The sequence below is a fragment of the Vibrio sp. QJM3NY_21 genome, from assembly GCF_057785975.1.
This window is the reverse complement of record NZ_CM173514.1, coordinates 1,915,139-1,940,913: the sequence shown is the minus strand read 5'-3', so window position 1 is coordinate 1,940,913 and position 25,775 is coordinate 1,915,139. Positions and strand designations below refer to the sequence as shown.

The 25,775-nt window shown below is 44.9% G+C and carries 25 protein-coding genes; 10 read left to right on the top strand and 15 right to left on the bottom strand.

What is annotated here, in order from left to right; all coding sequences use genetic code 11:
* Positions 1–212 precede the first annotated feature (212 nt).
* Positions 213–2,753 (top strand): glycosyl hydrolase family 18 protein, encoded by a 2,541-nt coding sequence (locus AC3CID_RS23955; RefSeq protein WP_488527644.1) that lies wholly within the window; start codon positions 213–215, stop codon positions 2,751–2,753.
* A gap of 154 nt (positions 2,754–2,907) precedes the next feature.
* Here AC3CID_RS23955 and AC3CID_RS23950 read toward each other — a convergent pair whose 3' ends face one another.
* Complete coding sequence (locus tag AC3CID_RS23950) at positions 2,908–3,756, bottom strand: alpha/beta hydrolase (protein WP_265972558.1); 849 nt, start codon at positions 3,754–3,756, stop codon at positions 2,908–2,910.
* Between the two features lie 193 nt (positions 3,757–3,949).
* Complete coding sequence (locus AC3CID_RS23945) at positions 3,950–4,543, bottom strand: TetR/AcrR family transcriptional regulator (RefSeq protein WP_265972556.1); 594 nt, start codon at positions 4,541–4,543, stop codon at positions 3,950–3,952.
* A gap of 160 nt (positions 4,544–4,703) precedes the next feature.
* Here AC3CID_RS23945 and AC3CID_RS23940 point away from each other — a divergent pair, with 160 nt between their 5' ends.
* Positions 4,704–5,660 carry an AEC family transporter gene (locus AC3CID_RS23940; protein ID WP_488527643.1) on the top strand — a complete coding sequence of 319 codons (957 nt, stop codon included), beginning with the start codon at positions 4,704–4,706 and terminating at the stop codon, positions 5,658–5,660.
* A gap of 122 nt (positions 5,661–5,782) precedes the next feature.
* Entirely contained in the window at positions 5,783–6,823 is a 1,041-nt protein-coding gene (locus AC3CID_RS23935; RefSeq protein ID WP_488527642.1) for an acyltransferase, read from the top strand.
* 148 nt (positions 6,824–6,971) lie between these two features.
* Here the strand turns inward: AC3CID_RS23935 and AC3CID_RS23930 are convergent, their stop codons facing one another.
* Together AC3CID_RS23930 and AC3CID_RS23925 are read right to left on the bottom strand one after the other, a co-directional pair.
* Positions 6,972–7,850, bottom strand: a complete 879-nt coding sequence (locus AC3CID_RS23930; protein WP_488527641.1) for a 6-pyruvoyl trahydropterin synthase family protein — start codon at positions 7,848–7,850, stop codon at positions 6,972–6,974.
* Positions 7,851–8,081: 231 nt separating this feature from the next.
* Positions 8,082–8,906, bottom strand: a complete 825-nt coding sequence (locus tag AC3CID_RS23925; RefSeq protein WP_114634363.1) for an AraC family transcriptional regulator — start codon at positions 8,904–8,906, stop codon at positions 8,082–8,084.
* Positions 8,907–9,016: 110 nt separating this feature from the next.
* Here AC3CID_RS23925 and AC3CID_RS23920 point away from each other — a divergent pair, with 110 nt between their 5' ends.
* Together AC3CID_RS23920 and AC3CID_RS23915 are read left to right on the top strand one after the other, a co-directional pair.
* Entirely contained in the window at positions 9,017–9,493 is a 477-nt protein-coding gene (locus tag AC3CID_RS23920) for a YHS domain-containing (seleno)protein (protein WP_017077045.1), read from the top strand.
* A 260-nt stretch (positions 9,494–9,753) separates the two neighbouring features.
* A complete protein-coding gene (locus tag AC3CID_RS23915; RefSeq protein ID WP_017111346.1) occupies positions 9,754–10,389 on the top strand; it encodes an START domain-containing protein in 636 nt (211 codons plus the stop codon).
* A gap of 43 nt (positions 10,390–10,432) precedes the next feature.
* On the opposite strand, the gene AC3CID_RS23910 is transcribed toward AC3CID_RS23915, so the two are convergent.
* The 4 genes from AC3CID_RS23910 to AC3CID_RS23895 all read right to left on the bottom strand — a co-directional run bounded on the left by AC3CID_RS23910 (position 10,433) and on the right by AC3CID_RS23895 (position 13,206).
* Positions 10,433–10,963, bottom strand: coding sequence for a DNA mismatch repair protein (locus AC3CID_RS23910; protein ID WP_488527640.1), 531 nt, complete (start codon positions 10,961–10,963; stop codon positions 10,433–10,435).
* A gap of 8 nt (positions 10,964–10,971) precedes the next feature.
* On the bottom strand, positions 10,972–11,358 hold the full coding sequence (locus AC3CID_RS23905; protein ID WP_054546115.1) for an MAPEG family protein: 387 nt from the start codon (positions 11,356–11,358) through the stop codon (positions 10,972–10,974).
* Positions 11,359–12,001: 643 nt separating this feature from the next.
* The gene (locus AC3CID_RS23900; protein WP_004737023.1) at positions 12,002–12,469 is read right to left on the bottom strand and encodes a YjiG family protein; all 468 of its coding nucleotides are present in this window, start codon (positions 12,467–12,469) and stop codon (positions 12,002–12,004) included.
* Positions 12,469–13,206 carry a nucleoside recognition domain-containing protein gene (locus tag AC3CID_RS23895; RefSeq protein ID WP_488527639.1) on the bottom strand — a complete coding sequence of 246 codons (738 nt, stop codon included), beginning with the start codon at positions 13,204–13,206 and terminating at the stop codon, positions 12,469–12,471. The genes AC3CID_RS23900 and AC3CID_RS23895 overlap by 1 nt, the downstream gene beginning before the upstream one ends.
* A 530-nt stretch (positions 13,207–13,736) precedes the next feature.
* Between AC3CID_RS23895 and AC3CID_RS23890 the strand changes: the two genes are divergently transcribed.
* Entirely contained in the window at positions 13,737–13,913 is a 177-nt protein-coding gene (locus AC3CID_RS23890) for a hypothetical protein (RefSeq protein WP_004732739.1), read from the top strand.
* A gap of 290 nt (positions 13,914–14,203) precedes the next feature.
* A complete protein-coding gene (gene nhaD / locus AC3CID_RS23885; protein ID WP_017077049.1) occupies positions 14,204–15,643 on the top strand; it encodes a sodium:proton antiporter NhaD in 1,440 nt (479 codons plus the stop codon).
* Between the two features lie 9 nt (positions 15,644–15,652).
* Here nhaD and AC3CID_RS23880 read toward each other — a convergent pair whose 3' ends face one another.
* The 3 genes from AC3CID_RS23880 to AC3CID_RS23870 form a co-directional block, all read right to left on the bottom strand.
* Positions 15,653–16,036 carry a hypothetical protein gene (locus AC3CID_RS23880; protein WP_065206460.1) on the bottom strand — a complete coding sequence of 128 codons (384 nt, stop codon included), beginning with the start codon at positions 16,034–16,036 and terminating at the stop codon, positions 15,653–15,655.
* Between the two features lie 158 nt (positions 16,037–16,194).
* On the bottom strand, positions 16,195–16,677 hold the full coding sequence (locus AC3CID_RS23875; RefSeq protein ID WP_488519476.1) for a methylated-DNA--[protein]-cysteine S-methyltransferase: 483 nt from the start codon (positions 16,675–16,677) through the stop codon (positions 16,195–16,197).
* Positions 16,678–16,742: 65 nt separating this feature from the next.
* Positions 16,743–18,119: an AlkA N-terminal domain-containing protein gene (locus AC3CID_RS23870; RefSeq protein WP_488519477.1), complete on the bottom strand. Its 1,377-nt coding sequence runs from the start codon at positions 18,117–18,119 to the stop codon at positions 16,743–16,745.
* A 236-nt stretch (positions 18,120–18,355) separates the two neighbouring features.
* Here AC3CID_RS23870 and AC3CID_RS23865 point away from each other — a divergent pair, with 236 nt between their 5' ends.
* Positions 18,356–18,559: a hypothetical protein gene (locus AC3CID_RS23865; RefSeq protein WP_004732734.1), complete on the top strand. Its 204-nt coding sequence runs from the start codon at positions 18,356–18,358 to the stop codon at positions 18,557–18,559.
* A gap of 215 nt (positions 18,560–18,774) precedes the next feature.
* Here AC3CID_RS23865 and AC3CID_RS23860 read toward each other — a convergent pair whose 3' ends face one another.
* A complete protein-coding gene (locus tag AC3CID_RS23860; protein ID WP_004732733.1) occupies positions 18,775–19,665 on the bottom strand; it encodes a LysR family transcriptional regulator in 891 nt (296 codons plus the stop codon).
* A gap of 156 nt (positions 19,666–19,821) precedes the next feature.
* On the opposite strand from AC3CID_RS23860, the gene AC3CID_RS23855 reads away from it, so the two are divergent.
* Both AC3CID_RS23855 and nagB read left to right on the top strand, forming a co-directional pair.
* Positions 19,822–20,175, top strand: a complete 354-nt coding sequence (locus AC3CID_RS23855) for a MaoP family protein (protein ID WP_017092459.1) — start codon at positions 19,822–19,824, stop codon at positions 20,173–20,175.
* A gap of 564 nt (positions 20,176–20,739) precedes the next feature.
* On the top strand, positions 20,740–21,540 hold the full coding sequence (gene nagB / locus AC3CID_RS23850) for a glucosamine-6-phosphate deaminase (protein WP_004732731.1): 801 nt from the start codon (positions 20,740–20,742) through the stop codon (positions 21,538–21,540).
* Positions 21,541–21,804: 264 nt separating this feature from the next.
* Here nagB and AC3CID_RS23845 read toward each other — a convergent pair whose 3' ends face one another.
* The 3 genes from AC3CID_RS23845 to AC3CID_RS23835 all read right to left on the bottom strand — a co-directional run bounded on the left by AC3CID_RS23845 (position 21,805) and on the right by AC3CID_RS23835 (position 25,606).
* A complete protein-coding gene (locus tag AC3CID_RS23845; protein ID WP_193835446.1) occupies positions 21,805–22,341 on the bottom strand; it encodes an MltR family transcriptional regulator in 537 nt (178 codons plus the stop codon).
* 50 nt (positions 22,342–22,391) lie between these two features.
* Positions 22,392–23,540 carry a mannitol-1-phosphate 5-dehydrogenase gene (locus AC3CID_RS23840; RefSeq protein ID WP_171307408.1) on the bottom strand — a complete coding sequence of 383 codons (1,149 nt, stop codon included), beginning with the start codon at positions 23,538–23,540 and terminating at the stop codon, positions 22,392–22,394.
* Between the two features lie 179 nt (positions 23,541–23,719).
* Positions 23,720–25,606, bottom strand: coding sequence for a PTS mannitol transporter subunit IICBA (locus tag AC3CID_RS23835; RefSeq protein WP_171307409.1), 1,887 nt, complete (start codon positions 25,604–25,606; stop codon positions 23,720–23,722).
* Between the last annotated feature and the right edge of the window lie 169 nt (positions 25,607–25,775).

Below are 25,775 nucleotides of genomic sequence, written 5' to 3'. Positions count from 1 at the left end.
TATTTTATAAAACATGGACTCAGCCTCTCACTCATTAAGCAACAGAATTGTAACGAAATACTATTTTTTAGTTGTCCATCGAAAACGGATTTATTTTCAGTTATAAAATTAAAACTCTCTCGAATACTGACTGGGAAGCTCCTTCAAAACTGACTGGAGCCGTTTATGGGGCCATTTGGTTCTCGTAACCTTCAAGGAATGAGAGAAAAAGTATGATTCGTATTAATACCTGTGCGGCAAGCATTGCTCTAGCGCTATCTGGTACAGCATTAGCTGCTCCTACAGCACCTAGCATCGACATGTACGGTTCCAACAACCTGCAGTTTTCTAAAATTGAACTCGCGATGGAAACCACATCAGGCTACAACCAGATGGTTAAATATCACGACAAAGCAAAGGTCGACGTCAAGTTCAACCAATGGAGCGGAACGTCAGGAAGCACGTACAACATCTACTTCGATGGCGTTAAAGTGGCCACTGGCCCTATTACTGGCAGCCAAACTACAGCTTCATTCGAATACGGCCAAGGCGGCTTATTTCAGATGGAAATCGAAGCGTGTGACGAAACAGGCTGCGCCAAGAGTGCTCCTGCTCAGATCACGATTGCAGATACCGATGGTTCACACTTAGCGCCACTTGCAATGAATGTTGATCCGAACAACAAGTCATACAATACAGACCCAAGCACGGTAGTAGGTACTTACTTTGTTGAGTGGGGTATTTATGGTCGTGATTACACCGTTGATAACCTACCCGCTGACAACTTGACCCATATCCTTTATGGCTTCATCCCAATTTGTGGTCCTAATGAATCAGTAAAATCGGTAGGCGGCAACAGCTACAACGCACTCATGACAGCCTGTCAGGGTGTAAACGATTACGAAGTGGTGATTCATGACCCTTGGGCCGCTTTCCAAAAGAGTTTCCCGCAAGCTGGTCACGAATACAGCTCACCTATCAAGGGTAACTACGCAATGATGATGGCGCTAAAACAGCGCAATCCAGACTTGAAAATCATCCCATCAATTGGTGGTTGGACACTGTCTGACCCGTTCTTCGATTTCACGACTAAAGCCAACCGCGACACGTTCGTTGCATCGGTTAAGAAATTCCTCAACACATGGAAATTCTACGATGGTGTCGATATCGATTGGGAATTCCCTGGTGGAGGCGGTGCTGCTCCCGATCTTGGTGATCCTGTAAATGACGGCCCTGCTTACATTGCATTGATGGCAGAGCTGCGCGTTATGTTGGATGAGCTAGAAGCTGAGAACGGCCGTACTTACGAGCTAACATCAGCGATCGGTGTTGGTCACGATAAGATTGAAGACGTGAACTACGGCGATGCTATCCAATACATGGATTACATCTTCGCAATGACTTACGACTTCTACGGCGGTTGGAACAACGTCTTAGGTCACCAAACAGCACTAAACTGCGGTAACTTCATGCGTCCTGGTCAATGTGATGGCTCAGGACTTGATGAAAATGGCGAACAATACACTGGTCCAGCTTACACCACAGACAACGGCATCCAATTGCTGCTTGAGCAAGGCGTTCCTGCGAACAAACTTGTGGTTGGTACAGCGATGTACGGTCGTGGTTGGGAAGGCGTATTACCATCATCACTTTCAGATCCAAGCGATCCAATGACAGGCGTTGGTAATGGCAAACTGACCGGTAGCTCTGCACAAGGTGTATGGGAAGATGGCGTTATCGATTACAAAGGCATTAAGGCGAACATGCTTGGTGCAAACAACCAAGGCATCAACGGCTTTGAATATGGTTACGACGAAATGGCAGAAGCGCCTTACGTTTGGAACCGTACTTCGGGCAAGCTGATCACATTTGATGATGACCGCTCAGTAAAAGCAAAAGGCGCGTACGTTCGTAGCCTTGGCCTTGCGGGTCTATTCTCTTGGGAAATTGATGCAGATAACGGCGACATCCTCAACGCAATGCATGAAGGCCTAGCGGGCGGAACAACAGATCCTGTAAACCGTAAACCAACCGCAGCAGCGGGCGCAGACCAATCGGTTGAAGGCCCAGCTTCTGTTTCTCTAGACGGTAGCGCTTCAAAAGACAGCGACGGCACGATTGCGAGCTACGCTTGGGCACAAGTAAGCGGTGCAGCGGTCACGCTAGCCAACGCTAATACAGCAGTTGCAAGCTTCGATGTGGTTGAAGTCGTGCAACAAGAAGTACTAACGTTTAGCCTAACGGTAACTGATAACGAAGGCGCTACTGCAACTGACGCCGTTGTTGTAACAGTAACCCCTAAAGACACGGGTCCAGTCAATACAGCACCAGTTGCTGTGGTTACGGCTCCGGCTGAAGTTAATGCGGGTGATGTAGTCGTGGTTGATGCTTCGGCTTCGAGTGATGCTAACCAAGATACATTGACCTTCACGTGGGATGTGCCTGCTGGTATTGATGCTACGGTTCAAGGTGCTTCAGTGAGCTTTGTCGCGGCGGAATACACGCAAGATACGACGCTGAACTTCTCTGTAACGGTCAGCGATGGCACTGATACATCGGTAGCGGCTACTTCAGTGAACGTTCTTAAGAAAACCACAGGCGGCGGTACGTGTACTAACGCTTGGGATTCAAGTGCGGTCTATACTAGCGGCGACCAAGTAACTCAAGGCGGTAAGATTTGGGAAGCGAAATGGTGGACAACAGGTGAAGATCCAACAACGACAGGCCAATGGGGCGTGTGGAAAGAGATCGGCCCTGCAAACTGTGCAAGCTAAAAATAGGGTTTAGCTAAACGCTAACTAAGCGTCGACTAAACACCTAAAAGCAAGGCCAACCAGATAATGTCTGGTTGGCCTTTTTATTTATGTTTTCTGAGCTTTGGGCTTACGATCTTTTTATTGGCGTCCTACTGACTTGCGATCGTTGGACTTAGCCAATTAAGTTATCAAAGCTCTCGAATACTTGTGGACACTTCATCACTCGCCCGTGACCCTGTCCTTGAGTCGCAATCAAGGTAACGCGACCCATTTCATTAGCAGCACGCTGAGACACATCAAACTTAGTAAACTTGTCTTGCTCATCATGAACAATGATCGTCTGAGACTCACGAAGCGCTAGCTTTCCATATGGATCAACAGACTGAATTGGATAGTTAAACTGCTCCTCCACTTCACCCACGACCGCCTCAAACAGCTTCATTGAGTAACCAGAACGCGCAACGCTACCAAATAGGTTTTCTAGATAATCCAACACAGGTGCAATAAGCAACAAAGGTTTGTTTTCTAATTTAACGTGCTTACATTCCAACGCTGAAGCAGTACCCATGCTGTGACCGACTAAACCTGCCACTTCGCCAACCGAATCTAGAATCGCTTCTAAACCGTTCACAAACGCTGGGATATGCCCATGTACACCATCACTGCCACCATGGGCAGGATGATCGTAAGCCAAGGCCGTAAAACCTTTCGCGGCGATGTGTTCCATTAAAGGAAAGAATTGACTCGCGGTGCCAGACCAACCATGGGTCAGCACCCAAACGGGTCCCGTACCCAGAGAGTATGTCTTCAATACACCGTCACGACCTTTGATTTCACTTTTAATCAAACCTTTTGGATCGGCATTCTTTTGCTCGGTACGCATCGGAGTGAGCAGCAGTTTACGTGCCGTTTTCTTTGCATGACTCGGAGCTAAAATGTAGTGCAGATTGGTTGTAGCACCAATCAAGCTACGCTTGAAGCTGAATTTGTTCGATGTATTGAAATAGATTTTGTCACTCATGACCGTTCCTTGTATCGCCATCATTATTGGCGGATCGAGCTCGGCCCTAAAAATCGAACGACCGTGCTATTTGTTGATATAAAAAATGGCGCTACTGCGATTTATCATCGCTTACCACCACTTCTCTAAAATTTTGTTGTAAGCCTTACTTCAGCAAGACTCACATGATTTGCGAGTTAACCTGCTGTATGTATTAAACCGCTTTCCAACTGGCTACCAAGCGCTCGACACCACTCCAAAAATGAGTGTGGCTGGCTTGTTGACCTCGTAATGAGTAGAACAAGTTCGCACTTAAGTAGAGACCGTACAACTCGAAGGTTGCCTGTTTCGGGTCTAAATCGGCTCTGAATTGTTTGCTCTCAACCGCTTTTGCTACCTGAATCGTCAAGTAATCAATCCACACTGAAATGGTTTTCTGCAGTGCCTTCTGAATCACAGAGGTTTCGCTGCCTGCATCTTTCCAAGCATCAATAAACATGCAGCTGCCTTGGAACGAGTGGTTCCAGCCCAGCCAGTTATCGAGCAGTTGTTTCAGCTTGGCTTCAATATCACCGTCGCCCAACTCTCTCGCCGGAATGATGACTCTTTCAATGAATATGGCGTTGGAATATTCGAGTACAGAGAGTTGCAGGTTCTCTTTAGAGTTGAAGTGCGCAAACAATCCACTCTTAGACATACCACACTGCTTGGCTAATTCGCCAATCGTCAAACTTTCAAGACCATTCTCACTCGCAAGTGAAAATGCATGGCTCAAAATATACTCTTTGGTTATCTTTCCTTTGCTCATTATTCACCAATAATAAATCTGATGCTTTATTTTTAGCACGTTCGTACTTTTTTTCAAGTTTTTTACTTAACCCTTGGTATTCATTTTGTATTATCAAAGAATTGTGGAAAAATGCGACAGTATTCAAAGGAAATTGAAATCGACTAACAAAGGAAAAAGAATGAACACACTTTGGGAACAGTTTGCGTTTTCGGCGTCAGTAACAGGCCCTATCTGTTTAATGCTGTTTCTTGGTGTGATGCTCAAGCGAATCGGCTTGATCAATGATAATTTCATTGATGTCGCATCTAAGGTCGTATTTCAAGTCACCCTACCAGCAATGCTATTTCTTAGTATTGTTCAATCAAATCATAATTTTTCAGCCAGTAGCGCGTTAGTGGCGTTTGGCGTCATCGCTAACTTTGTCTTTTTCTTGTTTACGATTTTCTCGACCAAATTGGTATTCAAAAACTCGAAAGATCAAGGTGTGATTGTCCAGGGTGGATTCCGCGCTAATACCGCGATCATTGGCCTCGCCTATGTGGCTAATATCTATGGCAACCAAGGCGTGGCATTGGCGGCTATCTATGTCGCATCCCTAACCGTGCTGTATAACATTCAAGCCGTGATTGCACTGACACCCAAAGGCAAAGACACCGGCGCTAAAGCCATTAAAGTGATCGTCAAGTCCATCACCAAAAACCCGTTAATTATTGCTATTTTCTTAGCGGTCGTCTTCTATGCGCTTTCAATTCCGATTCCAAAAATGGTGGCTGACGCTGGGCAATACTTTGCCAATATGACATTACCTTTGGCCCTGCTCTGTACTGGCGGGTCGCTGGATATTAGCTCGCTCAAACAAGAAAAGTTGTCGACGTGGTTCGCCTCTAGCTACAAGTTAATTGCCTCACCGTTACTGATTACATTGGCTGCTGGGTACTTAGGGTTTGAAGGGCTCGATCTCGGGCTTATCTTCTTAATGAGCGCCGCGCCAACGGCAGCTGCAAGCTATGTTATGGCCCGTGCGATGGGTGGAAACTCCACATTGGCTGCCAATATTATCGCGTTAACCACTGTCGTTTCACTTATCACTTGCACCCTTGGTATATTCGCACTGACTGCAATGGATTTAATATAGCTGCGACAGGCTTCAAAAAATCAATATAAGCCTTAAATCAAAGGCCTCCACCTTTGATTTAGGACTAACGGATTCCACATAAAGACTGTTAGATTTTACGAAATTTTTCTTAGAGATCTGATATGTCTTCCGTTCAAAATATGCCTTCACAACGCATCGCCAGTATCGAGTTAGGCCGAGTGATTGCTATCTTGGCGATCATTGGTTTACACGGCCAAATGGCACTCACTTATTGGCAAATAGATGAAGTGCCTTGGATCGGTTATGTGCTCAACCAAACCGCTCGTTTTGCGGTACCTCTGTTCTTCCTGATTTCTGGCTATCTTATTCAGCCTAAGTTGGCCGCATCGCCTTGGACAACCTTCATTAACTACTCCAAACCACTGCTTAAGGCTTGGTTGGCATGGAGCATCATTTGCTTAGTGATGCCATTCAATCTCGCGAATGTAGAAGAGTTTGGCTATCTAGGTGAACGTGAAGGCTATTGGGGTTTCTTAATGAGCACTCCTCTTAACTCATTCTTAGAGGGAGGTCTGGTGCATTTGTGGTTCATTCCAGCCCTTGTTTGCGCAGTGTTGATCATCGCTTTATTGATTGAATTGAAACTCAACAAACTTCTATTACCGATCGCTATTGCACTCTATGGCTATGGTGTTTTGGCAGGAAGCTACGCAACGCTGACCGGATTGGAAGCACCCTTCTTCACGCGTAACGGCCCGTTCTTTGGCACATTAATGGTGACCTTAGGTTTCGTTATTCGTCAGAATCAATGGAAGGTGTCATCAACTAAAGCGTTGGGGTTATTAGCGTTAGGCATGTTGATTCACTTTGCTGAGGCGGCATGGCTCACCACGTTCGACGTCGGATTCAACATGAATGATTTCTTGTTTGGTACGGCTCTGTGGGGGATTGGTGTGTTTATGTGGCTTTTAGCTAATCCAAACATGGGTAACTACGCTTGGGTTCGCGCTATCTCGAATCGCATGCTAGGTATCTACGTTTGCCACCTTTTGATCATTATTGTGCTGTTCAACGTTTGTGGAGTCTTGGGTATCACGGAGCTCGGTAAAGACATCACCGTCTTCTTCGGCACCTTTATCCTGAGCTTTATGTTGGTTGCTGGTATCGAAAAAACACCATTACGACACGCGCTACTTCGCTAGGGCGTGTTGACCTTTCGCGGTTAAATTTTGTGCCTAAAACTATCCGCTAAATCAATTTTAAAGAGCCACAAAAAAGAAAGGCAAGATAACTTAATATCTTGCCTTTCTTTCATCATATTGGAACCGAGATTATCTCACTCGTGAGGTGCTATAGGAACGCCATCGCACCTTTACCGACCCCTTCATAAGCGACGATTTGTAGTGATTGGTTCTCTGCTAGGCTCGGCTCAACTTGATCCGCAATATAGCCTGCCAGTAATTCTACTGTGGTATCTGTCGGTAAAATTTCCGTCTCACTCTTAGCAATCGCTAGCTCAAATTCGCCTTGTGGTGCTGTGTAGCGGAAGCCATAGTGGCTTTCATCATTAACGCTTTGCGCGTGTTCACTCAGATTAAGTGATGAAATTGAAACTTGATCTTCTTTAGAGCCTAAGTAAATGTCTTCCCAGCGCTGAGCAAACGCCTGTTCGCGTTGTTCGTCACGCTGACCATCAACCAAGATTTCGACTGGAGAACGGTGACCATGTGCGATGCGTTGGCAGTTGCCATCATGCTTTTTCAAACCATGGGTATAGTGGTAAAACGCGCCATTAATGTTCTCATGACGAAGGGTGATCTCTAACCCAGTGACGTTACTTGGTAGGTTATCGCGAAGAATATGGTAAACGTGTGCGGTCACGCTCTCGATGGTGATCGCCTCTGCATCAATAAGACAGTACGCTTCGTCAGGGCAATGTAGGTGGAGGCTCTTGTCACCACGCAACACATCAACCTGAGAATAGCCCGCTTTGCTCGCTTGAAGAACAACTGCAGCGCTTTGCATCGGCAGCAGTAAGCGGTGATCAACGTGCTCATCAACGAGGTGTTTGATCTGCTTTTTGACCTTGCTAAAATCCAGCACCATGCTCATTTCATTAAGTTCACCAGACATGGTGACATCTAAAATCCAACTATCTCCTACGACCCCTCTATGTTCACAGATGTATGAAGAATCGATAACGGTAAGGTCTCTTACAAATAGGTTCAAGTTGAACTCCTTAATACTTTAATGAGATACGGGAGGCTGAATAATGTCCAGCAGGCACTTCGTCTCATTGGTGTCTAGATAAAATAGGACGAGCAGGATGTTACGACAAGCTTAAAAAGTCCACCTTTTTAGACCCTCTTTTGAGAAAAGAACAAACTCTGCACAATTTCCGCTAAAACATAGACCAGCCCGATGCGAATAGCCATATATTGGGTAAGGTTGCCGAGCGTTTCACGATACATTTTGCTTTAGCCAAAGGCGCGGTGACACCCCAGCAACATGCTGAAAAGCGCGTGAAAACCCCGAATAGCTGCTGTAACCCACTTCATCAGCAACCCAGTTGATGGGCTTATTTTGCAATAAGAGGGATTGAGCCACTGAGACTCGCCACTTTTGTACATAGTCACCTGGGGTTTCACCCACTTCACGCTTGAACGCTTCTATAAACTGAGTTCGAGACATCGCTGCCAATGAAGCCATTTGCTCTATCGAAAAGTGGCGAGCAGGCATTAGGTGAATCGCAGTAACGACCGGAGCAAGCCGCGGATGAGCAAGTGCAGAAAATACGCCTTGATCGATCTGCTGTTGTTCAATGAGATGGCGGAAAATCAAAGCCATCAAGGCGTCACTCAACTTGTCCATTAGATATTGTTGCCCCGATGAATCTTGACTCGACTCTCGAAATAACACCTCTATCACTGGCATTAAGTTAGGTGCATCCGCAAACGGAATTACTATCACGTCAGGCAGAGCAGACAATAAAGGATTCATCTGCCCTGAACGATATTCGACATTCGCACACACGACCTCAGCACCGTCTCCCACACCTTCTATCACATGTGGTGTGCTATTCGGCAGGTAAACAATGCAGGGCTGTGCCAGTTGCCTGTACTCCGTGTGCGCGCTAGACAAGGTCAACTCACCCGCGCTCAATACATGAAGATGCCCTTCTTTACCCTGTTGCGGCTTAAATGACGACACTCCGCACAAATTGCCAGAATAGAAAACACCGGTACGTATCGAGAAGTGTTCCATTAGTTGTGAAAGCAGATCCATGCATCCTCCGAACGATTCGCTTACTTTTAAGTTCTTTTGTCCCTCTATAGACCGGACGAGTGGGCTAAATTATTTCAAACAAGATAACCAACACTGACAAGGAACTTGATATGTCACACATGAAATCGACCAGTCAAAAAATCACTCTATTGGCCGCGTTACTAGGAACCAGCTTTTCACTGATGGCAGCAGACATCGACATGAGCGTTGATAGCAATGACATCGCGATCAAAGGCTATGACCCAGTGGCTTACTTTACTGATGCTGGTGCCGTTCAAGGTTCATCAGAATTCACTGCTACTTATAAGAACGCTATTTATCAGTTCGCAAACAGTGACAACCGAGATCAGTTCCGCACCAACCCTGAAGCTTATGCGCCTCAATACGGTGGCTATTGTGCCTTTGGTGTGGCTATGGGTAAGAAATTTGAGACCGACCCTAACGCTTGGAAAGTCGAAGATGGAAAGTTGTATCTGAACTTAGACAAATCAGTACAAAAACGATGGTTGGAAGATACGCAAGAGTTCATCCAAGACGCCAACAGCAACTGGACGACGATCAAAACCGTAGAAGCCTATAAGCTTTAGTCTATAAGCTTTAACCTACAAGTTTTAGCCTAGTAACTTTAACCTTTATCCATTGCCCATTAATAAAAACGGAAGCGACCGAATGCTTCCGTTTTCATTTCGACGTTCCAAATATTAATAAGCCTCCAGCTATTGGCATCACCACAATAAATAGCGATGCGCAGCTCAAATCAGGAAAAACCCGTCAGCCTTTAGCACGAATCAAGCCCATTTCTATTCTATACTCCTAGAAGATAAGCTTTTCTTTTAATGGAAGAATAATGATATTACCTAGGATTTTTGCACTCGGACTTTGCGCCTTATCAACACTGACTTATGCCAACCCGTGGCAGTTCGTCAAAAGTGAAGATGGCATCATCATTGATAAGAGACCTCACACTGAAGGCTTGGTAGAGATACGAGCACAAATGCAAACGCCCACCACTTATTCTGGTTTTTTACTGTTATTGGAAGACAGCGAGAACGTGCCAAACTGGATAGATAACGTATCGGAAAGTCGTGTCTTGATGCAGATATCTGAGGATGAAAATATCGTCTATACCCAATTCAAAGCGCCATGGCCTGCTAGAGATCGCGATATGGTGACTTACTCAAAATACAGCATTGAGGATGGCCAGTTTGTCTTGTCGATTAAAGATGCATCTAACTATTTGGCGAAAGAGTCGGGGTACATTCGAATTTACGATGTGGACGCACTTTGGACACTGCAACCGCTCACCAACGGCAATACCTACATTACCTACACCGCGTATGCGAACGCAGGTGGCATCTTGCCAAATTGGTTGATGAATAAGTTATCGATTGGCAGTGCACTGAGCACGTTTAAAGGGCTAAAAGAACAATTACCAAAGTACCAAGACCAACAGCACCCTAACCTGCCAAGCGAGTCTCGATAGCTATACAGATAATTCCAGTCGCTAACCATAAAAGCTAGATAGGCTATGGTCTTCTGGCTAGATCGCGAGCCAAGATAAGTGCTAAACCAAACACCTGAAGAAACAGGGCGATGTTCTTGTAGAAAGCCATTTTCTCATCGAGTCTTTGGATTAACTCAACCAAGGTCAGATTATCCAAATAGTAGTCATCGATTCGTGCTCGTTGCGATTCTTGGGCACTGTTTATCAGCATCATAAGCTTAGGTAAATTAGCCAACGAGATGGCTGGCACCTCATCACTCACCCAACTCCGGAGTTGGCCGCGAAGCGCTTCATTAAGAACAGTGGCAGGTTGAGCGGTTTCTGGGGATAGCTTATCAAGGTGAATCAGAATCGCTTCACGCTTACGCTCTAAGGTTTCGATCGTGTTCCAGGCCAGTTGTATTGAGTACACATTGCCGTATTTACGATCGTTGTATTCCGCTTTCTCCGCTTCAATTTTGTCTAACACCAAACTCGACATGACAATCGCCATGACGTTCAGTATGAGACCTGCAAGGACAATCGCCCAAGCAGGAGGAAGGCGCAATGCCATAATGCTCCCTAGAACATTTTATCAAAAGGTAGGTAAGCTAAGTTTAGGACAATCAAAGAGATCATGCAGATAAGCGTTAACACCATACCCACTTTTCTGCCTTTGAAATTCTTCGCTAAGATCCCTTTCGCGTGAATCACTCGCCCCAGAATAAACGCCACACCAATGACATGAATAAGCCACACACCAGCCCCATTCACCTCTAGCAACCCCATCAAAATCACCGTGATTGGGATGTAATCCATTGCGTTACTTTGTGCCGATCGAGCTATCTGTAACGACTCAACACCACCATCGGCATGAGCAACAAGATTGATTCGTCTTTGCTTAATAACTTCGATCGCTAACCAGATCATTACTACCGTAAGCAAGGCTGCGTATAGTGCTGTAACCATTATATTTCCCTATTACTTGGTGTTTATTCATCATCCATTACCCATCAATTCATTGATGCGGTCAACGCAAAATGATAGTCGAGCCCGAAAGTTTGTAAGAGATCTCTCACACCGAACGTAAGAGATCACAATCAAGCTTCGCAGAAAATTCCTAAAATACAAACCCAACCCCTTGTTTTGTATGAATCCACGCATATTTATTTCGGTTAGTGAGTACATTTATTTCTTGAGGTGGATTGTGAGTAAAGCCTCTGCAGTGTTTAATACACATGTCGACAGGGAGTTGGCAGGAACAGGAAAAAGCCTAACGGATTAGGTATCTTCAGGATGAAGATTTGATGACTTAGGATGAGTTATCAGCAAGGAAGTTTTGCTCTAGGATAGAGTCGCTTGTCAGGATGATGAGTTAGCAAGGACACCGCTAGGAAGGCGATGAATTGGATAGGTTAAAGGATTTAGCCACGTCAAGGAATGATGCAGGGAGCACCAGTTACCTATTGAAAGATAAGTAACGCGCAGTAGCAGGATGGCTACGAAAAGAATAGACCCCGTTTGGTGAAAGCCAAACGGGGTTTCCTTTTTTGTAACGTCTAAAAGCTGTTAGCAGCTAACCGTTAATAGTAGCTAACCGTTAAAAGGCACGTTACAAAATAATGTTCATCAAGAACATTGCACCAAAGGCATTCAATACCGAAATCGCGATCATCACCGGGATATAACGACCTTCAGTACCAATTGGTCCCATAATACGACCCATGTATTGCACCTGAGAGCCCATCAAGTAGATAGCTGGCGCCAAGATAGCGATATGGTTGCCGTTCAGGATGCCTTGGTCAAACAGCGTGATAACCACACCCACAGCACCGCCCATCGACATCCAAGCGCCAATCAATACTGCTGCCGCTTCACCAGGTAAACCAAATACCGCCATGATTGGAGCAAATACACTGCCCATCAAATCCAGCGCACCGGTGATCTGCAATGCCTTGATGATCACAAACGCCATCAGAACATTCGGTACCGTAGAGGTAGTCGCAATAACCCAGCCTTTCTTAGCACCTTCAACGAAAATATCAGTAACCATTGGTTTCTTTGCTTTAACTTCGCTCATTATGCTACTTCCTCTTCCAGTTTTTGTTCTTTGTCTGATTTTGGTTTGTCTTCTCTGCCTTCAGTAATGTTGAGGTAAATACGGAACAGGTTCGCACCGACAAACTTGAAGATGAACATCACAGCCACAGCCAAACCAATTGACGATGTTACCGCTAAAGAACCATCCATCGCCGTTAGAGTGAACAGAACCGCACCTGAAGAGAAAAAGTTAACGATCGCCGCGCCCGCCGTAAACTGGAACATGGTGAAGACATCGGTTTCACGCTTAGTCAGATGCCCTTCATCTTTCAGTTGCCTGGTCATCGCTGCACCTGCATCGGTACTTTGCAAAGAAGCAATCAGTGCCAAGCCTGAGTTACCCGGAATACCCATTAGAGGGCGAAGCAGCGGTGTCAGTAGTTTACGAGCCGCGTCCAGTGCACCGTAGTGCTCAAGTACGTTGATCATACCCAGTGCAAACATCACGGTCGGAATAAGTGTCAAAGCAAAAATGAAACCGTCGCGAGCACCACTACCGCCTTTACCACGCAGTGACGTCGTTGCCGCTTGGATACCATCGGCCGTTTCACTTACATCGTAAGCGACCTTACCGAATGAACCGTTGAGCGTTGTAAAATCGAGCACTCCATACCATTCATTGGACTGCATTAAGCCTGAAAAGAACACAATCGCGAATGCGAGTGCGATATAGCTGCCGATCGTGACTTTACGATCGGTTTTAGTTGGATTAGTCATAAGGACCTCTATACATCTCGTTTATGTGGAACAGAACACGTATAGATAGTGCAAACTAATGAGCAATAGGTTAATGACCAAAATCAAATAGCGTATCGGTTTGAACAAAAGAACCACAGCAACATATAAAACTGTGATTTAGATTTAAAAGCAGAGGTATACGCTAAAATAATTAGAATATTTCACATACAAAACTAAACAAAATTCGCTTCAACAGCGCAACCAAAAACGCACACAATCACCACACAAATAAGGTTTCAAATGACAGGTTTTTACCTAGTCTGATCTCTGATAATGATGTAAGTGATCTCTTACATGCTTTTTCTGTTCAATTTTAATTCGATTATAATACAGCGGCTTAAATCGTGGTTACGCATTCTAAAATGCAATCGTTTACCTATTATTGGTTGAGTTTTGAACCATGGCTAAACCGTGAGCCATTTTATAAAGAATTTGAGCTTAATCCGAAATTTCAGCCCTCAGAGGTGCTATAGACTTCGCGCTGCCAATATCGAAGGAGAACGGTGGTGATGATGATGGAAATGAGAACGCTTAAATATCAAGTAATGGGCAAAGGCATGTGGATCACTGCAACAGTATCTCGCGCAGTAGCGGACAAACTTGCGCTGGAATATCAATCCTACGGCTGGCCTGTTGAAGTATGTGCCGCAGAACAAACACTAACGTTTGATCTCAATGCTGCATAATATTGGCAATGGCGAATAAGCTCTATCGGTAATAAACCCGGTAGGGCTTTTTCCCTAACCTCTATTTTCTCTATTTCTCTATGATTGACGAGTTACCGATGATCGACCGTTTTCCTATGAACGATGGGTTCCTATAATCGACGGCTTTCACTGTGACCTCACGTTTTCACCCAATCTACTGTTTTCTATATAATCTATTGAATTATTAAGATATCTATCACACTGCACATGGTTATTTAGGTCTACGCTTTTACCCGTGTTAATAACTTATTAACTTCGGAGCGTAATCCATGTTAGGTATCCAGCTTTCTGCTGTTCTCTCTTTATTATTTTTTTCTACGGTAGCAGGCGCTGCCACTTCTCAGTTGGGAGAGCCGCTCAAACTAACCAGTTCATTTGCTGGCTACCTATCGCTGACCATTTTCGTTGTCGCCTACATCGTGGTGATGATGGAAGAATACCTAAAACTCCGAAAATCCAAGCCGGTTCTACTTGCGGCGGGCCTGATCTGGATAATCATTGGTTTTACCTACCAAGAACACAACCTTGTTGAAGTCGCCAAACAAGCACTCGAACACAACCTGCTGGAATATGCCGAGCTATTACTCTTTCTGCTCGTCGCCATGACATACATTAGCGCCATGGAAGAGAGAAGACTGTTTGATGCGCTGCAAGCGTGGATGGTAGGCAAAGGCTTCAATTTCCGCTCTCTGTTCTGGATAACCGGTATTCTAGCCTTCTTTATCTCGCCTATTGCCGACAACCTTACGACAGCTCTATTGATGTGTGCCGTGGTTCTCAAGGTTGCTGGTTCTAACCCTAAATTCGTTAACCTCGCTTGTGTGAATATCGTGATAGCCGCCAATGCTGGCGGCGCGTTCAGTCCATTCGGCGACATCACAACGCTAATGGTGTGGCAGGCTGGTTATGTGAGTTTTAGTGAGTTCATTCCTTTGTTTATTCCTTCGGTGATGAATTACCTCGTCCCTGCGTTGATCATGTCTTATTTTGTACCCACGACTCAGCCCGACACGGTTCATCAACACGTTGAATTAAAACGTGGTGCAAGACGAATCGTCTTCTTGTTCATCATGACAATAGCGACCGCGGTTGCTTTCCATGCCGTACTCCACTTCCCTCCTGTGATGGGGATGATGATGGGGCTCGCCTACCTTCAGTTCTTTGGTTATTACTTACGTAAGACTTTACCCAACTCACTCGCGAAGAAAAAAGCGGTGGCGATCGCCAATAACGATGAAGGCGCCCTGAAACGACTCGGTTCTGTTGTGCCATTCGATGTATTTCGAAGAGTGTCGCATGCCGAATGGGACACGTTGCTGTTCTTCTACGGCGTCGTAATGTGTGTCGGTGGCTTGAGTTTACTTGGATACTTGGAATTAGCCTCAGGCGTGATGTATAGCCAATGGGATCCAATTTGGGCCAACGTCATGGTGGGGATCTTATCGGCTATTGTCGATAACATTCCGGTGATGTTTGCCGTGTTATCCATGGAACCCCAAATGTCGATGGGCAACTGGCTACTGATCACCTTAACCGCGGGCGTCGGTGGTAGTTTGTTGTCAATTGGTAGTGCGGCAGGTGTGGCGTTAATGGGCGCGGCGCATGGCAAATACACCTTCTTTGGCCACTTGAAATGGATGCCAGTGATCATGATTGGCTATGCCGTCAGTATCGCTGCTCACCTATGGCTGAATGGCGATCTTTTCTAGTAAAACGCTCTAATGCATATCAGCTAGAGGCTTCTCAACGCGTGTCCAGACGTTACTTAACTGCATCGCTGGACACTGGTTGCAGGTTAACACTGCACCCTCGTGTTGAATTCGCATCACTAGCCCGGAGTCAGATCGGCGGTTCGCTGAATTCAACTCAATATTGATTAAGTCATCTTCAACACGATAAGTTCGAGTAACAGACTTATCCGTTGTTTGATAAGTCACTTGCCCAGATTCAAAAAGCAAGTAACTGTCATTGTCAGCGTTCTCATACATGCCCTTAAACAGAACAAGTTGTGGTACTTCGAAGGGTCGACTGGTGTCGGTTAAACAACCGGTCAGCAATAGTGCGCTACTGCAGCAGAGTATAAGTGAATGATGGCTATTCATTTGGGCATCCTTGCCTAGAGAACATGGTTAAAGGATATGCAACCAAACAAGTATTTTCCAGCAAGTGGCAGTTTTATTGCAAAGTCACACTTTAAGAACCCTTAACGTTCACCAATAATTGATACGCAATTTTCAACAAACATTCCGAAAAAGACTCTTTAATCTTCTTCTCTTCCCTCAATAACTAACAAGCGTTGTTTGCGTTCTACGCCACCCGCATACCCGGTCAGCTTGCCATTTTTACCAATAACTCGATGGCACGGCACAATCACTGACACTGGATTTTTACCATTCGCTAAACCCACGGCTCGAACGGCCTTTGGGTTACCAATCGCATCAGCCAGTTGTGCATAGCTCCATGTTTCTCCATAAGGAATAGTCATGAGCGCTTGCCAAACCGATTGCTGAAATGGCGTGCCCTTTGCGGCGATCGGTACAGAAAACTGGATTGCTTCACCAGAAAAATAACGGTTGAGCTGGTCGGCGACCAATTCAAAGATCGGAAAGCTAGCATCTTGAACGCCTAACTGTTCTGGCTTGGTGGTGTATGTTTCAAACCAAAGGCCGAGCAGCCCTTCTTCGTTCGCCTGTAACGTCACGGTTCCCAATGGGCTCTCATAATAAGTAAATCGGTGAGTCATAATCTCTCCTAGCCTGCTACTGCAGATGTTTGTGGATTACTGATGTTTGTAGATTGTTCTTTCTACTAAGACTGATTCCAACAGTGGAACGTGGCGTAACTACCCCAAGGCGAAACACTCTCTGTGTTGATGGCGGGGCGATGCTCAATGAACTTCTTCACCACCAAATCGCCTACCAACAGGTGGTTAGGTTCACTTAACCCGCGAAGCAGCGCGTATTGAATCGTCCAAGGCCCAATGCCCTTTAGCTCAATCCATTTGGAAGGGTGCTCTGCTTCATTGTCGACCATGTATTCAGCAAAACGCTTTAAGGTCTCTTTGCGGCTTCCCGGCATTCTTAAGAAACTGACATCAGCCTCCGCTATCTGTTTAGGTGTCGGGAAGCTGACCTTCTCATGTGCATCAGAAAGCTCTTTGACCAACAAGTTAAGCTGCCCAATCGCCGCGGTTACTGAAACTTGCTGCCCTAGAATCGCTCTTACTCCGGCTTCCCAAGCACTCCACACGCCAGGAATGCGGATGCCACTCTTAGCCACTAAGTTGGGGTCAATGGTTGTAAAGAAGGCCTCAACCTTGGCAATATCGACATCAAGGTCGAACATGCGTCGAATGTTCGCAATCAAGCTTCTTAACTGGCTTATATCGTCCAACTCAAATTCAATATCTAAGCGGTTCTCTTTAGCCAAAGTGGCCTTGAACCAACCCTTTGACCCATTAACATTCACTGTGCGCTTGTAATAGTCTTCGCCAACGTCTTCTAAGCCCTCAATCATTCTTCGTCGATAGAAACCCAGTAAATGCTTCCAGTCTAATGGGCCGTGAAAGACTAGCTGAATATGATTGCTCAGGTTTTCACTTAACTTTGTTCGTCGGATTTGGCTTGGCGAGAGCTGAAGCTCTTTTAGAAAGGCATCATTGAAACGGCGCGTGCTATTGAAGCCACTTGCAAAGCCAACATCGGTAATGCTCATGCTACTAGTGTGCAGCAACTGCTTGGCAAACATCAATTGGCTATAAAGGCTATATTGCTTCGGCGACACCCCAATATAATTATCGAATAAGGTTCGTAAATAGCGGTCTGAAATACCTAATCGTGTGGCAAGGTCGACGATTGATCCTGAGTTCAGCGCACCATGATCAATCAACTGTAAAGCACGCAAGAAAGTCGTTTCAACACCTTTCCAAGCCGGAGAAAAAGGTGCGCTGTCTGGCCGGCAACGTAAGCATGGGCGATATCCAGCCTTCAAGGCTTGAGCTTGATGAGAAAAATACTCGACATTTTCTTCTTTGGGCGGGCTTGCTGGGCAAATCGGACGACAAAAAATTCCGGTGGTTTTTACCGCTGTAAAAAACATTCCGTCAAAGCGAGCGTCTCGCGCATATCGAGCCAAATGGCACTGCTCACTCGTTAACGTACTGTTGTGATGAATATTTCTCGACATGCTGTGCTCTTCCCATTTGCCATAACTTTTACTCCGATACCTAAAAGTTTACCGTGAACTGTCATTGTCGCTAGCCACTTTCGGAACTGAAGGTTAGATAAATCACAAAAAAGGGTTTTCTTTTTACGCAATTCGACTAAATTTAACCTTGAGAAGAAACTCTTCTCACAACGTCAACGATAGGTACTTAGCACACTAAGATGCAGAGACCTGTCGAATATAAAAAGGAAAAGGCTATGGTTCTTCACACGTGTCGTATTGTTTTATCAAACCAACAGGTTCTCACCAGTCAATCAGTCGAGCAGTCTCTCAGCTTTCTTGAAGACGAAGCGAGTAAGGGGATTTCTAAAATTGAGATTGACGCTACCGATGGAAATCAAATCCATTCATACCTGTCACACTCTCTTGAAGAGTCCATTGAGAATCTAATGAATCTCTAGAATTTTCGAAGAATAGTGCTTTGAAGTGATAGGGCTTTTAAAAAAGGTTACGCATACCAGGCTTAAACGGTTTTATCCGAGTTAGGGTTATCTCCTGATTTGGAAAAGAAAATCATCTCTGGTTTAAAACAAAAATGGCTCCTAACTATACAATTAGTTAGGAGCCATTTTTTATTGAATCTAATCAACAAAGCCGTTGCTTACCGCGAATGCCGCTACTCTGGTGCTTGTTCAGCGGCTTGTTGCAACGTATAAGCGGTCGATGGATCAATTTCGTTAACCAACTTCTCGACCTGCATGATCGCATCAACCGAGGTGCTGCTTTTGCGATAGCTCAGATAAATCGGACGATACCAATCTTCTACCCCTTTCACCTTATGCAGCTGACCCGAATCGATAAAAGGTTCAACCATAGAAACAGGTAAATACGCACTGCCACCTTTCTCTAAGATGAAATCGAGGGCAATACGAGCCGTAGAGGTACGTAAATACGGAGCTGGAACTTTAGGGTGACGTTCTGCGTGTTCTGAACCGAAGCGCGTTCCCCAATCGACATACACATACTTATGTTGGAACACAGATTCCAGATCATCTTGCTGCGTTGATACCAGCACCAAAACCAAATCAGCGACTTTTTTACAGTTCAGCTCTTCCGCTTTAATTTGATCGAAGGCGAAAGCCATATCTAAGGTTCGCTCTAGCAAATTACGGTTCAGTTGCTCGCGCCCCATCACCTCAGCCATGAAGCCATAACCACCAAAAGAATCGGTCACTACGCTTAAACAGTTTTGCAGATACGCATCCCAAATATTCGGAGTGCCACCTAGTGTTAACTGCAAGGCTTTTCCACTCTCTAACGACAGCTCAAACTTGGCTTGTTGTAAGGTGGATACCATCACTTCAGCATAACCAATCAAACGCTCACCGGAAGAGGTAAGCTTGATGTTATTGCGGTCACGAATGAAGAGCTGAGTATCAAAATAGCCTTCAAGCTGTTTGATCCGCGCACTCACCGCTGCTTGTGTTAAATACAAGTTTTCAGCTGCGCGCCCAAAGTGGCGCACCCTTGCAACCTCAAGAAAGGTTCTAAATACTTTCACATCCATCAAAAATACATCTCTGTAATAAATCTGCTAACTAGCCGATCTAGGATTGTTTATCGTAAAGGCAAAAACGTTTTGTTTCCTATTTTAGCCTTTTAACAATATTTTCGCGTGAGCAATAAACACTAATTTCTATCTAACCACATTACTGAGGCTGATATGTCTGAGACCGAATTCCGACACGGAAAAAAACGTTTTTATGACACCATTAAATTCCCACGAGGGTTCGCTAAGTCAGGTGATTTTACTCTTTCAGAAGAAGAAATCCTAACCTTGTTTGGTGACACTATGCTTGCACTTGAGACTGGTGAACTAACACCGACCAATGCTGAAGAAAGACATTTCATCAAAGTATTGGCTCACCCTCATAAGGCTAAGTCCAAGTTAGACCGTGTTTGGTTGAAGTACATTCAACTGGCTCGTGGACGCCGTCGCTTTCATACCCTAAACGGCTGCAAACGCGGTGAAGTGCCTAGGGAAGAATACGACAGAGAGTTAGTGTTAGAAGATTAGTAAAACTGCTCAAAGTGATACCTAATCACTTTGGGCTTTTTTTCATAGCATATTAGCGGCAACTTAAAACAAACACGCATCTTCTTCGTAATTAGTAAGTTTAGCCAACCTGTCCAGTTTTACCAATATTTATATAAAATTCATAGTGATAGCTTTGAATAATCACTATTCTTAAATATACCCATGCTCATTCACGCCTGTCGGTGATACTTCCTCACTTTTTCTCCTCTTTTTTGCACGGCAGTGCCACATAAGTATCACTCTTTGATCATACGTCCATTGCGCTCCTGACCATCCACCCATCCACCTATCCACCCAACGAAGCTTGTTGATCTTTCAGACCCTGAATCAAAACCACCTGACGATATATGACAAACGTATTAATCTTGTTTAACGCTACCAAATATCCATACAATAATTGTGCAAACTTGAGAGTTCTGGTCACAGATACGACGAAAAAAGCAAAAACTTGACCTAAAACAATAGCGGAATTTAATAACTTATTTTATAATGCGAATTAATGTTTCAGAACACTATAAAATTTTATTTCTAGGGGCAAAATCAATGAGACTTATTCCATTAAGCAACAAAGCTAAAGTAGGTAAATGGGCTGCTCGTCACATCGCAGATTCTATCAACAAATTCGCTCCTACTGCTGAGCGTCCATTTGTTCTAGGTCTTCCTACTGGTAGCACACCTCTAACTACTTACGCTGCGCTAATTGAACTACACAAAGCGGGCGAAGTAAGCTTCAAGCACGTTGTAACATTCAACATGGATGAGTACGTTGGTATCGACCCTAACCACCCAGAATCTTACCGCACATTCATGCACGAGAACTTCTTCAACCACGTTGATATTCAAGCAGAAAACATCAACCTGCTAGACGGCAAAGCTGAAGACATCGATGCTCACTGTGCAGCATACGAAGAGAAAATCCGTTCATACGGCAAAATCAACCTATTCATGGGCGGCGTAGGCATCGACGGTCACATCGCATTCAATGAGCCAGGTTCTTCTCTATCTTCGCGCACTCGTATCAAAACGTTGACTGAAGACACTCGTATCGCGAACTCTCGTTTCTTCGATGGCGACATCAATCAAGTTCCTAAATACGCACTAACTATCGGTGTTGCTACTCTTCTAGATTCTGAAGAAGTAATGATCCTTTCTCTAGGCCACAACAAAGCGCAAGCGCTTCAAATGGCTATCGAAGGTTCTGTAAACCACATGTGGACTGTTACAGCTCTACAGATGCACCGTAAAGCTATCATCGTTGCTGATGAGCCAGCTCAACAAGAGTTAAAAGTTAAGACTCTACGCTACTTCCAAGAGCTAGAAGCTGAGAACATCCAAGACCTATAATCCGCATAGTCTTGGATAGAAGGGCGTTTTTAATAAAGAGAGCGTCTTGAATAGAAAAAGCCACTGAATGTGGCTTTTTTTGTACCTGCTGCTTTTGTGTTTAATGGGAAGAGAGGTTTCGGGTATTTTTTATAGACACAAAAACAACAAAGCGATTTCTCCAACGAGAGAAACCGCCATCATTTTAAACTTTGTATTGATACGAACGAACAGCTACAAGATATGTAGGATGCGAAACAAGATAAGCAGGACTGCAAACTAGAACTAAGAACTCAGTGCGTTATCTCGGCATAAGGTCGTGATAATGTCAGTGATAGCCAAAACGATCGTCGACTTCACTTTCTGATTGTGTCGACCCAAGAACATTTGAAGCATTGGGCCAGACATGGTTTCCACCATCTCCGAGTCATATTCGATAGGCATTATGCGTTGAATCGCTTGCACCTTGTTGAGCTCAAATATAACGTCGACTTCTGTGAAACTGGTGTCTTCACCCTGTATTTTCGCCCACTCTTTCAAGGTAACGAAAATCTCTAAATCATCGTAGAGCTCTTTACTGATCACACCAAGCCCTAATAGTAGCTTAGCGCGGATCATAATCTCGCCCAACGGCCCGCCACTGTTGAGAAGTGGTTCAACAACAAATTTAATTGCCGTGTCGTCTTTCTTGAAAATGTTTTTTAATACGGCATCTACCGTGTCATCCAATGCATCGTAAGCCGCCATTAGACAGGCGCTAGCGCTCTCAGCTTCAGATAGGGCTTCGAGTAATTCAGTTTCGTGGCTAGTTTGTATTGGCATAACGGCTCGGCAATAAGAAAGTGCCACTGGTGTGGCACTTTGATGGTTTATCATTTCAATGCTAGATAAGCTTCTTCCGCTAGTTTAACAACTTCTGAGTCACTATTCAGCTCAGAATAATGCGCTAATGTCTCAGCAAACCCTTTTTCTGCGAACATTGCCTGAAGTTCAACCGCTTGAGGGTCATCTTCATTCTTGTAATGGAAAGCCGCTGCAATCGCTTTTACGAGATGAGCGTTTGGAAGACCATACTCCAATGTGCCGTTTAATGGCTTGACTAGGCGGTCTTGTGGGCTCAGTTTACGAATTGGCTGACGACCAACACGGTCTACTTCATCACGTAGAAACGGGTTAGCAAAACGACCAAGAATCTTTTGGATGTACGCAGCGTGAGCTTCTGGATCAAAGCCGTAACGCTTAATCAGAACCGCACCACTCTCTTCCATCGTTGCTGTTACTTCAGCGCGGATTACGTCATCTTCGATAGAGTCTTTGATTGTCTCGTGACCTGCAAGCACACCAAGGTATGCCGTTACCAAGTGACCCGTATTTAGCGTGAACAGTTTACGCTCAACGAAAGCCATTAGGTTATCAGTGCATTCCATACCTGGGATGTTTGGAATCTCACCCTTAAATTGTGTTTGATCTACAATCCACTCGCTGAACGTTTCAACGGTCACAGCTAGAGGATCTGTTTCGCCCGCTTCTGCCGGTGGAACAATACGGTCAACCGCTGAATCAACAAAGCCAATGTGCTCTTCCGTGAACGCTTTCATTTCATCAGAAAGGTGCTCTAAAACTGCTGCTTTTAATTGGCTAGTACCGCGAACCATGTTCTCTGCCGCGATAATGTTCATTGGTGCCGTGTTGTTTGCCGCAGCACGTTTTTCAATACCTTGAGCGATCGATTTAGAGATAATCTTAAGAACCGTTGGGCCTACCGCTGTTGTTACAAGATCAGACTCAGCGATGCAATCTACTACAGCGCTTGTCGCTGAGTTTACTGCTGTCACGTTCTTAACCATTTCCACAACACACTCTTCGCCAACAATCTTAACTGGGTATTCTTGGCGTTCAATTAACGCATTTACAACCGTTTCATTTACGTCAGCAAACGTAACCTTCATACCTGCATCAGAAAGAAGCTTACCAATGAAACCACGACCGATATTACCTGCACCAAAATGTAACGCTTTCATAATTTTGACCTTATAAATATTTGAATCTAGATAGCTAACGGCTCAACAACATGCCTTGACGACGTGCCCTAGGCATTAAGCAGTAAGCTATTCAGACTGAATCTTTAAAGAGTAAGACCGAAAATGAGGCCAGTGGGGGGACACCGGCCTCCTTCACTCAGGAGCTTGACTAGAGCGTATTAATTTCCGTTTAGAATACGTAGAACATCATCTGGGTTAGTTGTGTTCTGTAAGCATTCCAATGCTTCTTCGTCATCAAGTGAATTGGTAATAGCCATCAACACCATGTTGTGTTCATCGCCTTGTGCTGCAATACCGATAACCATCTTAGCGATATCATCTTCGTCTTCGCCCCACTGAATGCCTTCAGGGTATTGGCAGAACACGATGCCGGTTTTTTGTACGTATTGTTTTGCTTCGATTGTGCCGTGTGGTACCGCGATAGACTCGCCTAAGTAAGTAGACACAAGCTCTTCACGAGCAAACATACCGTCTACGTATTCAGGTGACACGTTGCCAAGTTTTACTAACTGGTCGCCAGCAAACTTGATAGCGTCTTCTTTCTGCGTAGCTTTAAGGCCAAGGAAGATACTGTCGTTAGTTAGTGCAAGTTTGTTGCCTTTCTGTGTAGGAGCGGCTGCAGTCACTGGCGCTTTTGCTTCGCCACTTTTTGCTTCTACAAGGTCTGCAACTAGCTGGTCGTATACAGCACCATCTAAGAAGTTGTTAAGAGACATATGCATTGCACCTGGTACGGTTTTACGTGCACGGTCTGTTAGGTCTTTGTGTGTAATAACAATTTGCGAATCAGCTGGTAGATTGTTGATTGCGTAGTTGGTTACCACAATGTTCAGGCCTGCTGCTTCTACTTTTTTACGCAGTAGACCGGCACCCATTGCACTTGACCCCATACCCGCATCACACGCTACGTACACTGCTTCTACATCAGTTAGGTTCACGTTTGCACCTGATGCCGCACCTTTAGAAGACGCTTTCATGTCTTTCATTTGCGCTGATGCTTTTTCTAGTGAATCTTCGTCGTCACCTTGAGCTGCAGTCTTAAGTAGGATTGAAGCTACGATGAAAGACACAGCGGTTGATGCGATAACAGAAAGAACAACACCAACGTAAGAGCCTTTTGGCGTCATCAATAGAACTGCAAAGATAGAACCTGGAGATGCTGGAGAGATAAGGCCAGAATCAAACATTACGTTAGTGAATACACCTGTCATACCACCTGCGATAACAGCAAGAATTAGACGTGGGTTCATTAGTACGTAAGGGAAGTAAATTTCGTGGATACCACCTAGGAAGTGGATGATAGATGCGCCAGCAGCAGACTGTTTCGCACTACCTTTACCAAATACCATGTAAGCAAGTAGAAGACCAAAACCAGGACCTGGGTTCGCTTCAATTAGGAAGAAAATTGAACGACCAATTTCTTCAGATTGCTGGATACCTAATGGAGAAAAGATACCGTGGTTGATTGCGTTGTTTAGGAAAAGGATTTTCGCAGGTTCAACAAAGATAGAAGCTAAAGGAAGGGCACCAGCTTCAACCATTGCGTTAACACCAGCAGCAAGAGCACCAGACAGTACTTTAACTGCAGGACCAATCACAACGAATGCGATGATTGCGCAGATCATACCGATGATGCCAGCAGAGAAGTTGTTCACTAGCATTTCGAAACCACTCTTCACTTTACCGTGAACAGCTTCATCGAATTTCTTAATTGCGATACCACCTAGAGGGCCGACAATCATCGCTCCCATGAACATAGGGATATCAGTACCAACGATGACACCCATCGTTGTAATCGCGCCAACAACCGCACCACGGTCGCCGCCTACCATTTTACCACCAGTGTAACCAATCAATAGCGGTAGAAGGTATGTGATCATAGGACCAACCATTGATGCTAACGTTTCGTTAGGCCACCAACCTGTTGGGATAAACAGTGCTGTAATGAAACCCCACGCAATAAATGCGCCGATGTTTGGCATTACCATATTGGATAAGAAACGACCAAAGTTTTGAACCTTAATCTTTGCTTCTGGTGATAACATAGGTAGAACCCCGTAATGTATTGGTTGGTCAAATGACCGAAAGTGTGTACTCAAAAGTCGATTAAAATGTATCACAACATTTCCAAAATGCACCTTAGCCCAACTTTCGTGACAAACATCACACGCAAAAAACACTTTAGGGTTAACAAGAGCAATTTAGATCACAAAA

What these genes read in the sequence shown, in the direction of transcription:
- AC3CID_RS23955 (WP_488527644.1), top strand. Translation starts at nt 213, where the DNA reads ATGATTCGTATTAATACCTGTGCGGCAAGCATTGCTCTAGCGCTATCT.
- AC3CID_RS23950 (WP_265972558.1), bottom strand. Translation starts at nt 3,756, where the DNA reads ATGAGTGACAAAATCTATTTCAATACATCGAACAAATTCAGCTTCAAG.
- AC3CID_RS23945 (WP_265972556.1), bottom strand. Translation starts at nt 4,543, where the DNA reads ATGAGCAAAGGAAAGATAACCAAAGAGTATATTTTGAGCCATGCATTT.
- AC3CID_RS23940 (WP_488527643.1), top strand. Translation starts at nt 4,704, where the DNA reads ATGAACACACTTTGGGAACAGTTTGCGTTTTCGGCGTCAGTAACAGGC.
- AC3CID_RS23935 (WP_488527642.1), top strand. Translation starts at nt 5,783, where the DNA reads ATGTCTTCCGTTCAAAATATGCCTTCACAACGCATCGCCAGTATCGAG.
- AC3CID_RS23925 (WP_114634363.1), bottom strand. Translation starts at nt 8,906, where the DNA reads ATGGATCTGCTTTCACAACTAATGGAACACTTCTCGATACGTACCGGT.
- AC3CID_RS23920 (WP_017077045.1), top strand. Translation starts at nt 9,017, where the DNA reads ATGTCACACATGAAATCGACCAGTCAAAAAATCACTCTATTGGCCGCG.
- AC3CID_RS23915 (WP_017111346.1), top strand. Translation starts at nt 9,754, where the DNA reads ATGATATTACCTAGGATTTTTGCACTCGGACTTTGCGCCTTATCAACA.
- AC3CID_RS23910 (WP_488527640.1), bottom strand. Translation starts at nt 10,963, where the DNA reads ATGGCATTGCGCCTTCCTCCTGCTTGGGCGATTGTCCTTGCAGGTCTC.
- AC3CID_RS23905 (WP_054546115.1), bottom strand. Translation starts at nt 11,358, where the DNA reads ATGGTTACAGCACTATACGCAGCCTTGCTTACGGTAGTAATGATCTGG.
- AC3CID_RS23900 (WP_004737023.1), bottom strand. Translation starts at nt 12,469, where the DNA reads ATGAGCGAAGTTAAAGCAAAGAAACCAATGGTTACTGATATTTTCGTT.
- AC3CID_RS23895 (WP_488527639.1), bottom strand. Translation starts at nt 13,206, where the DNA reads ATGACTAATCCAACTAAAACCGATCGTAAAGTCACGATCGGCAGCTAT.
- AC3CID_RS23890 (WP_004732739.1), top strand. Translation starts at nt 13,737, where the DNA reads ATGATGATGGAAATGAGAACGCTTAAATATCAAGTAATGGGCAAAGGC.
- nhaD (WP_017077049.1), top strand. Translation starts at nt 14,204, where the DNA reads ATGTTAGGTATCCAGCTTTCTGCTGTTCTCTCTTTATTATTTTTTTCT.
- AC3CID_RS23880 (WP_065206460.1), bottom strand. Translation starts at nt 16,036, where the DNA reads ATGAATAGCCATCATTCACTTATACTCTGCTGCAGTAGCGCACTATTG.
- AC3CID_RS23875 (WP_488519476.1), bottom strand. Translation starts at nt 16,677, where the DNA reads ATGACTCACCGATTTACTTATTATGAGAGCCCATTGGGAACCGTGACG.
- AC3CID_RS23870 (WP_488519477.1), bottom strand. Translation starts at nt 18,119, where the DNA reads ATGTCGAGAAATATTCATCACAACAGTACGTTAACGAGTGAGCAGTGC.
- AC3CID_RS23865 (WP_004732734.1), top strand. Translation starts at nt 18,356, where the DNA reads ATGGTTCTTCACACGTGTCGTATTGTTTTATCAAACCAACAGGTTCTC.
- AC3CID_RS23860 (WP_004732733.1), bottom strand. Translation starts at nt 19,665, where the DNA reads ATGGATGTGAAAGTATTTAGAACCTTTCTTGAGGTTGCAAGGGTGCGC.
- AC3CID_RS23855 (WP_017092459.1), top strand. Translation starts at nt 19,822, where the DNA reads ATGTCTGAGACCGAATTCCGACACGGAAAAAAACGTTTTTATGACACC.
- nagB (WP_004732731.1), top strand. Translation starts at nt 20,740, where the DNA reads ATGAGACTTATTCCATTAAGCAACAAAGCTAAAGTAGGTAAATGGGCT.
- AC3CID_RS23845 (WP_193835446.1), bottom strand. Translation starts at nt 22,341, where the DNA reads ATGCCAATACAAACTAGCCACGAAACTGAATTACTCGAAGCCCTATCT.
- AC3CID_RS23840 (WP_171307408.1), bottom strand. Translation starts at nt 23,540, where the DNA reads ATGAAAGCGTTACATTTTGGTGCAGGTAATATCGGTCGTGGTTTCATT.
- AC3CID_RS23835 (WP_171307409.1), bottom strand. Translation starts at nt 25,606, where the DNA reads ATGTTATCACCAGAAGCAAAGATTAAGGTTCAAAACTTTGGTCGTTTC.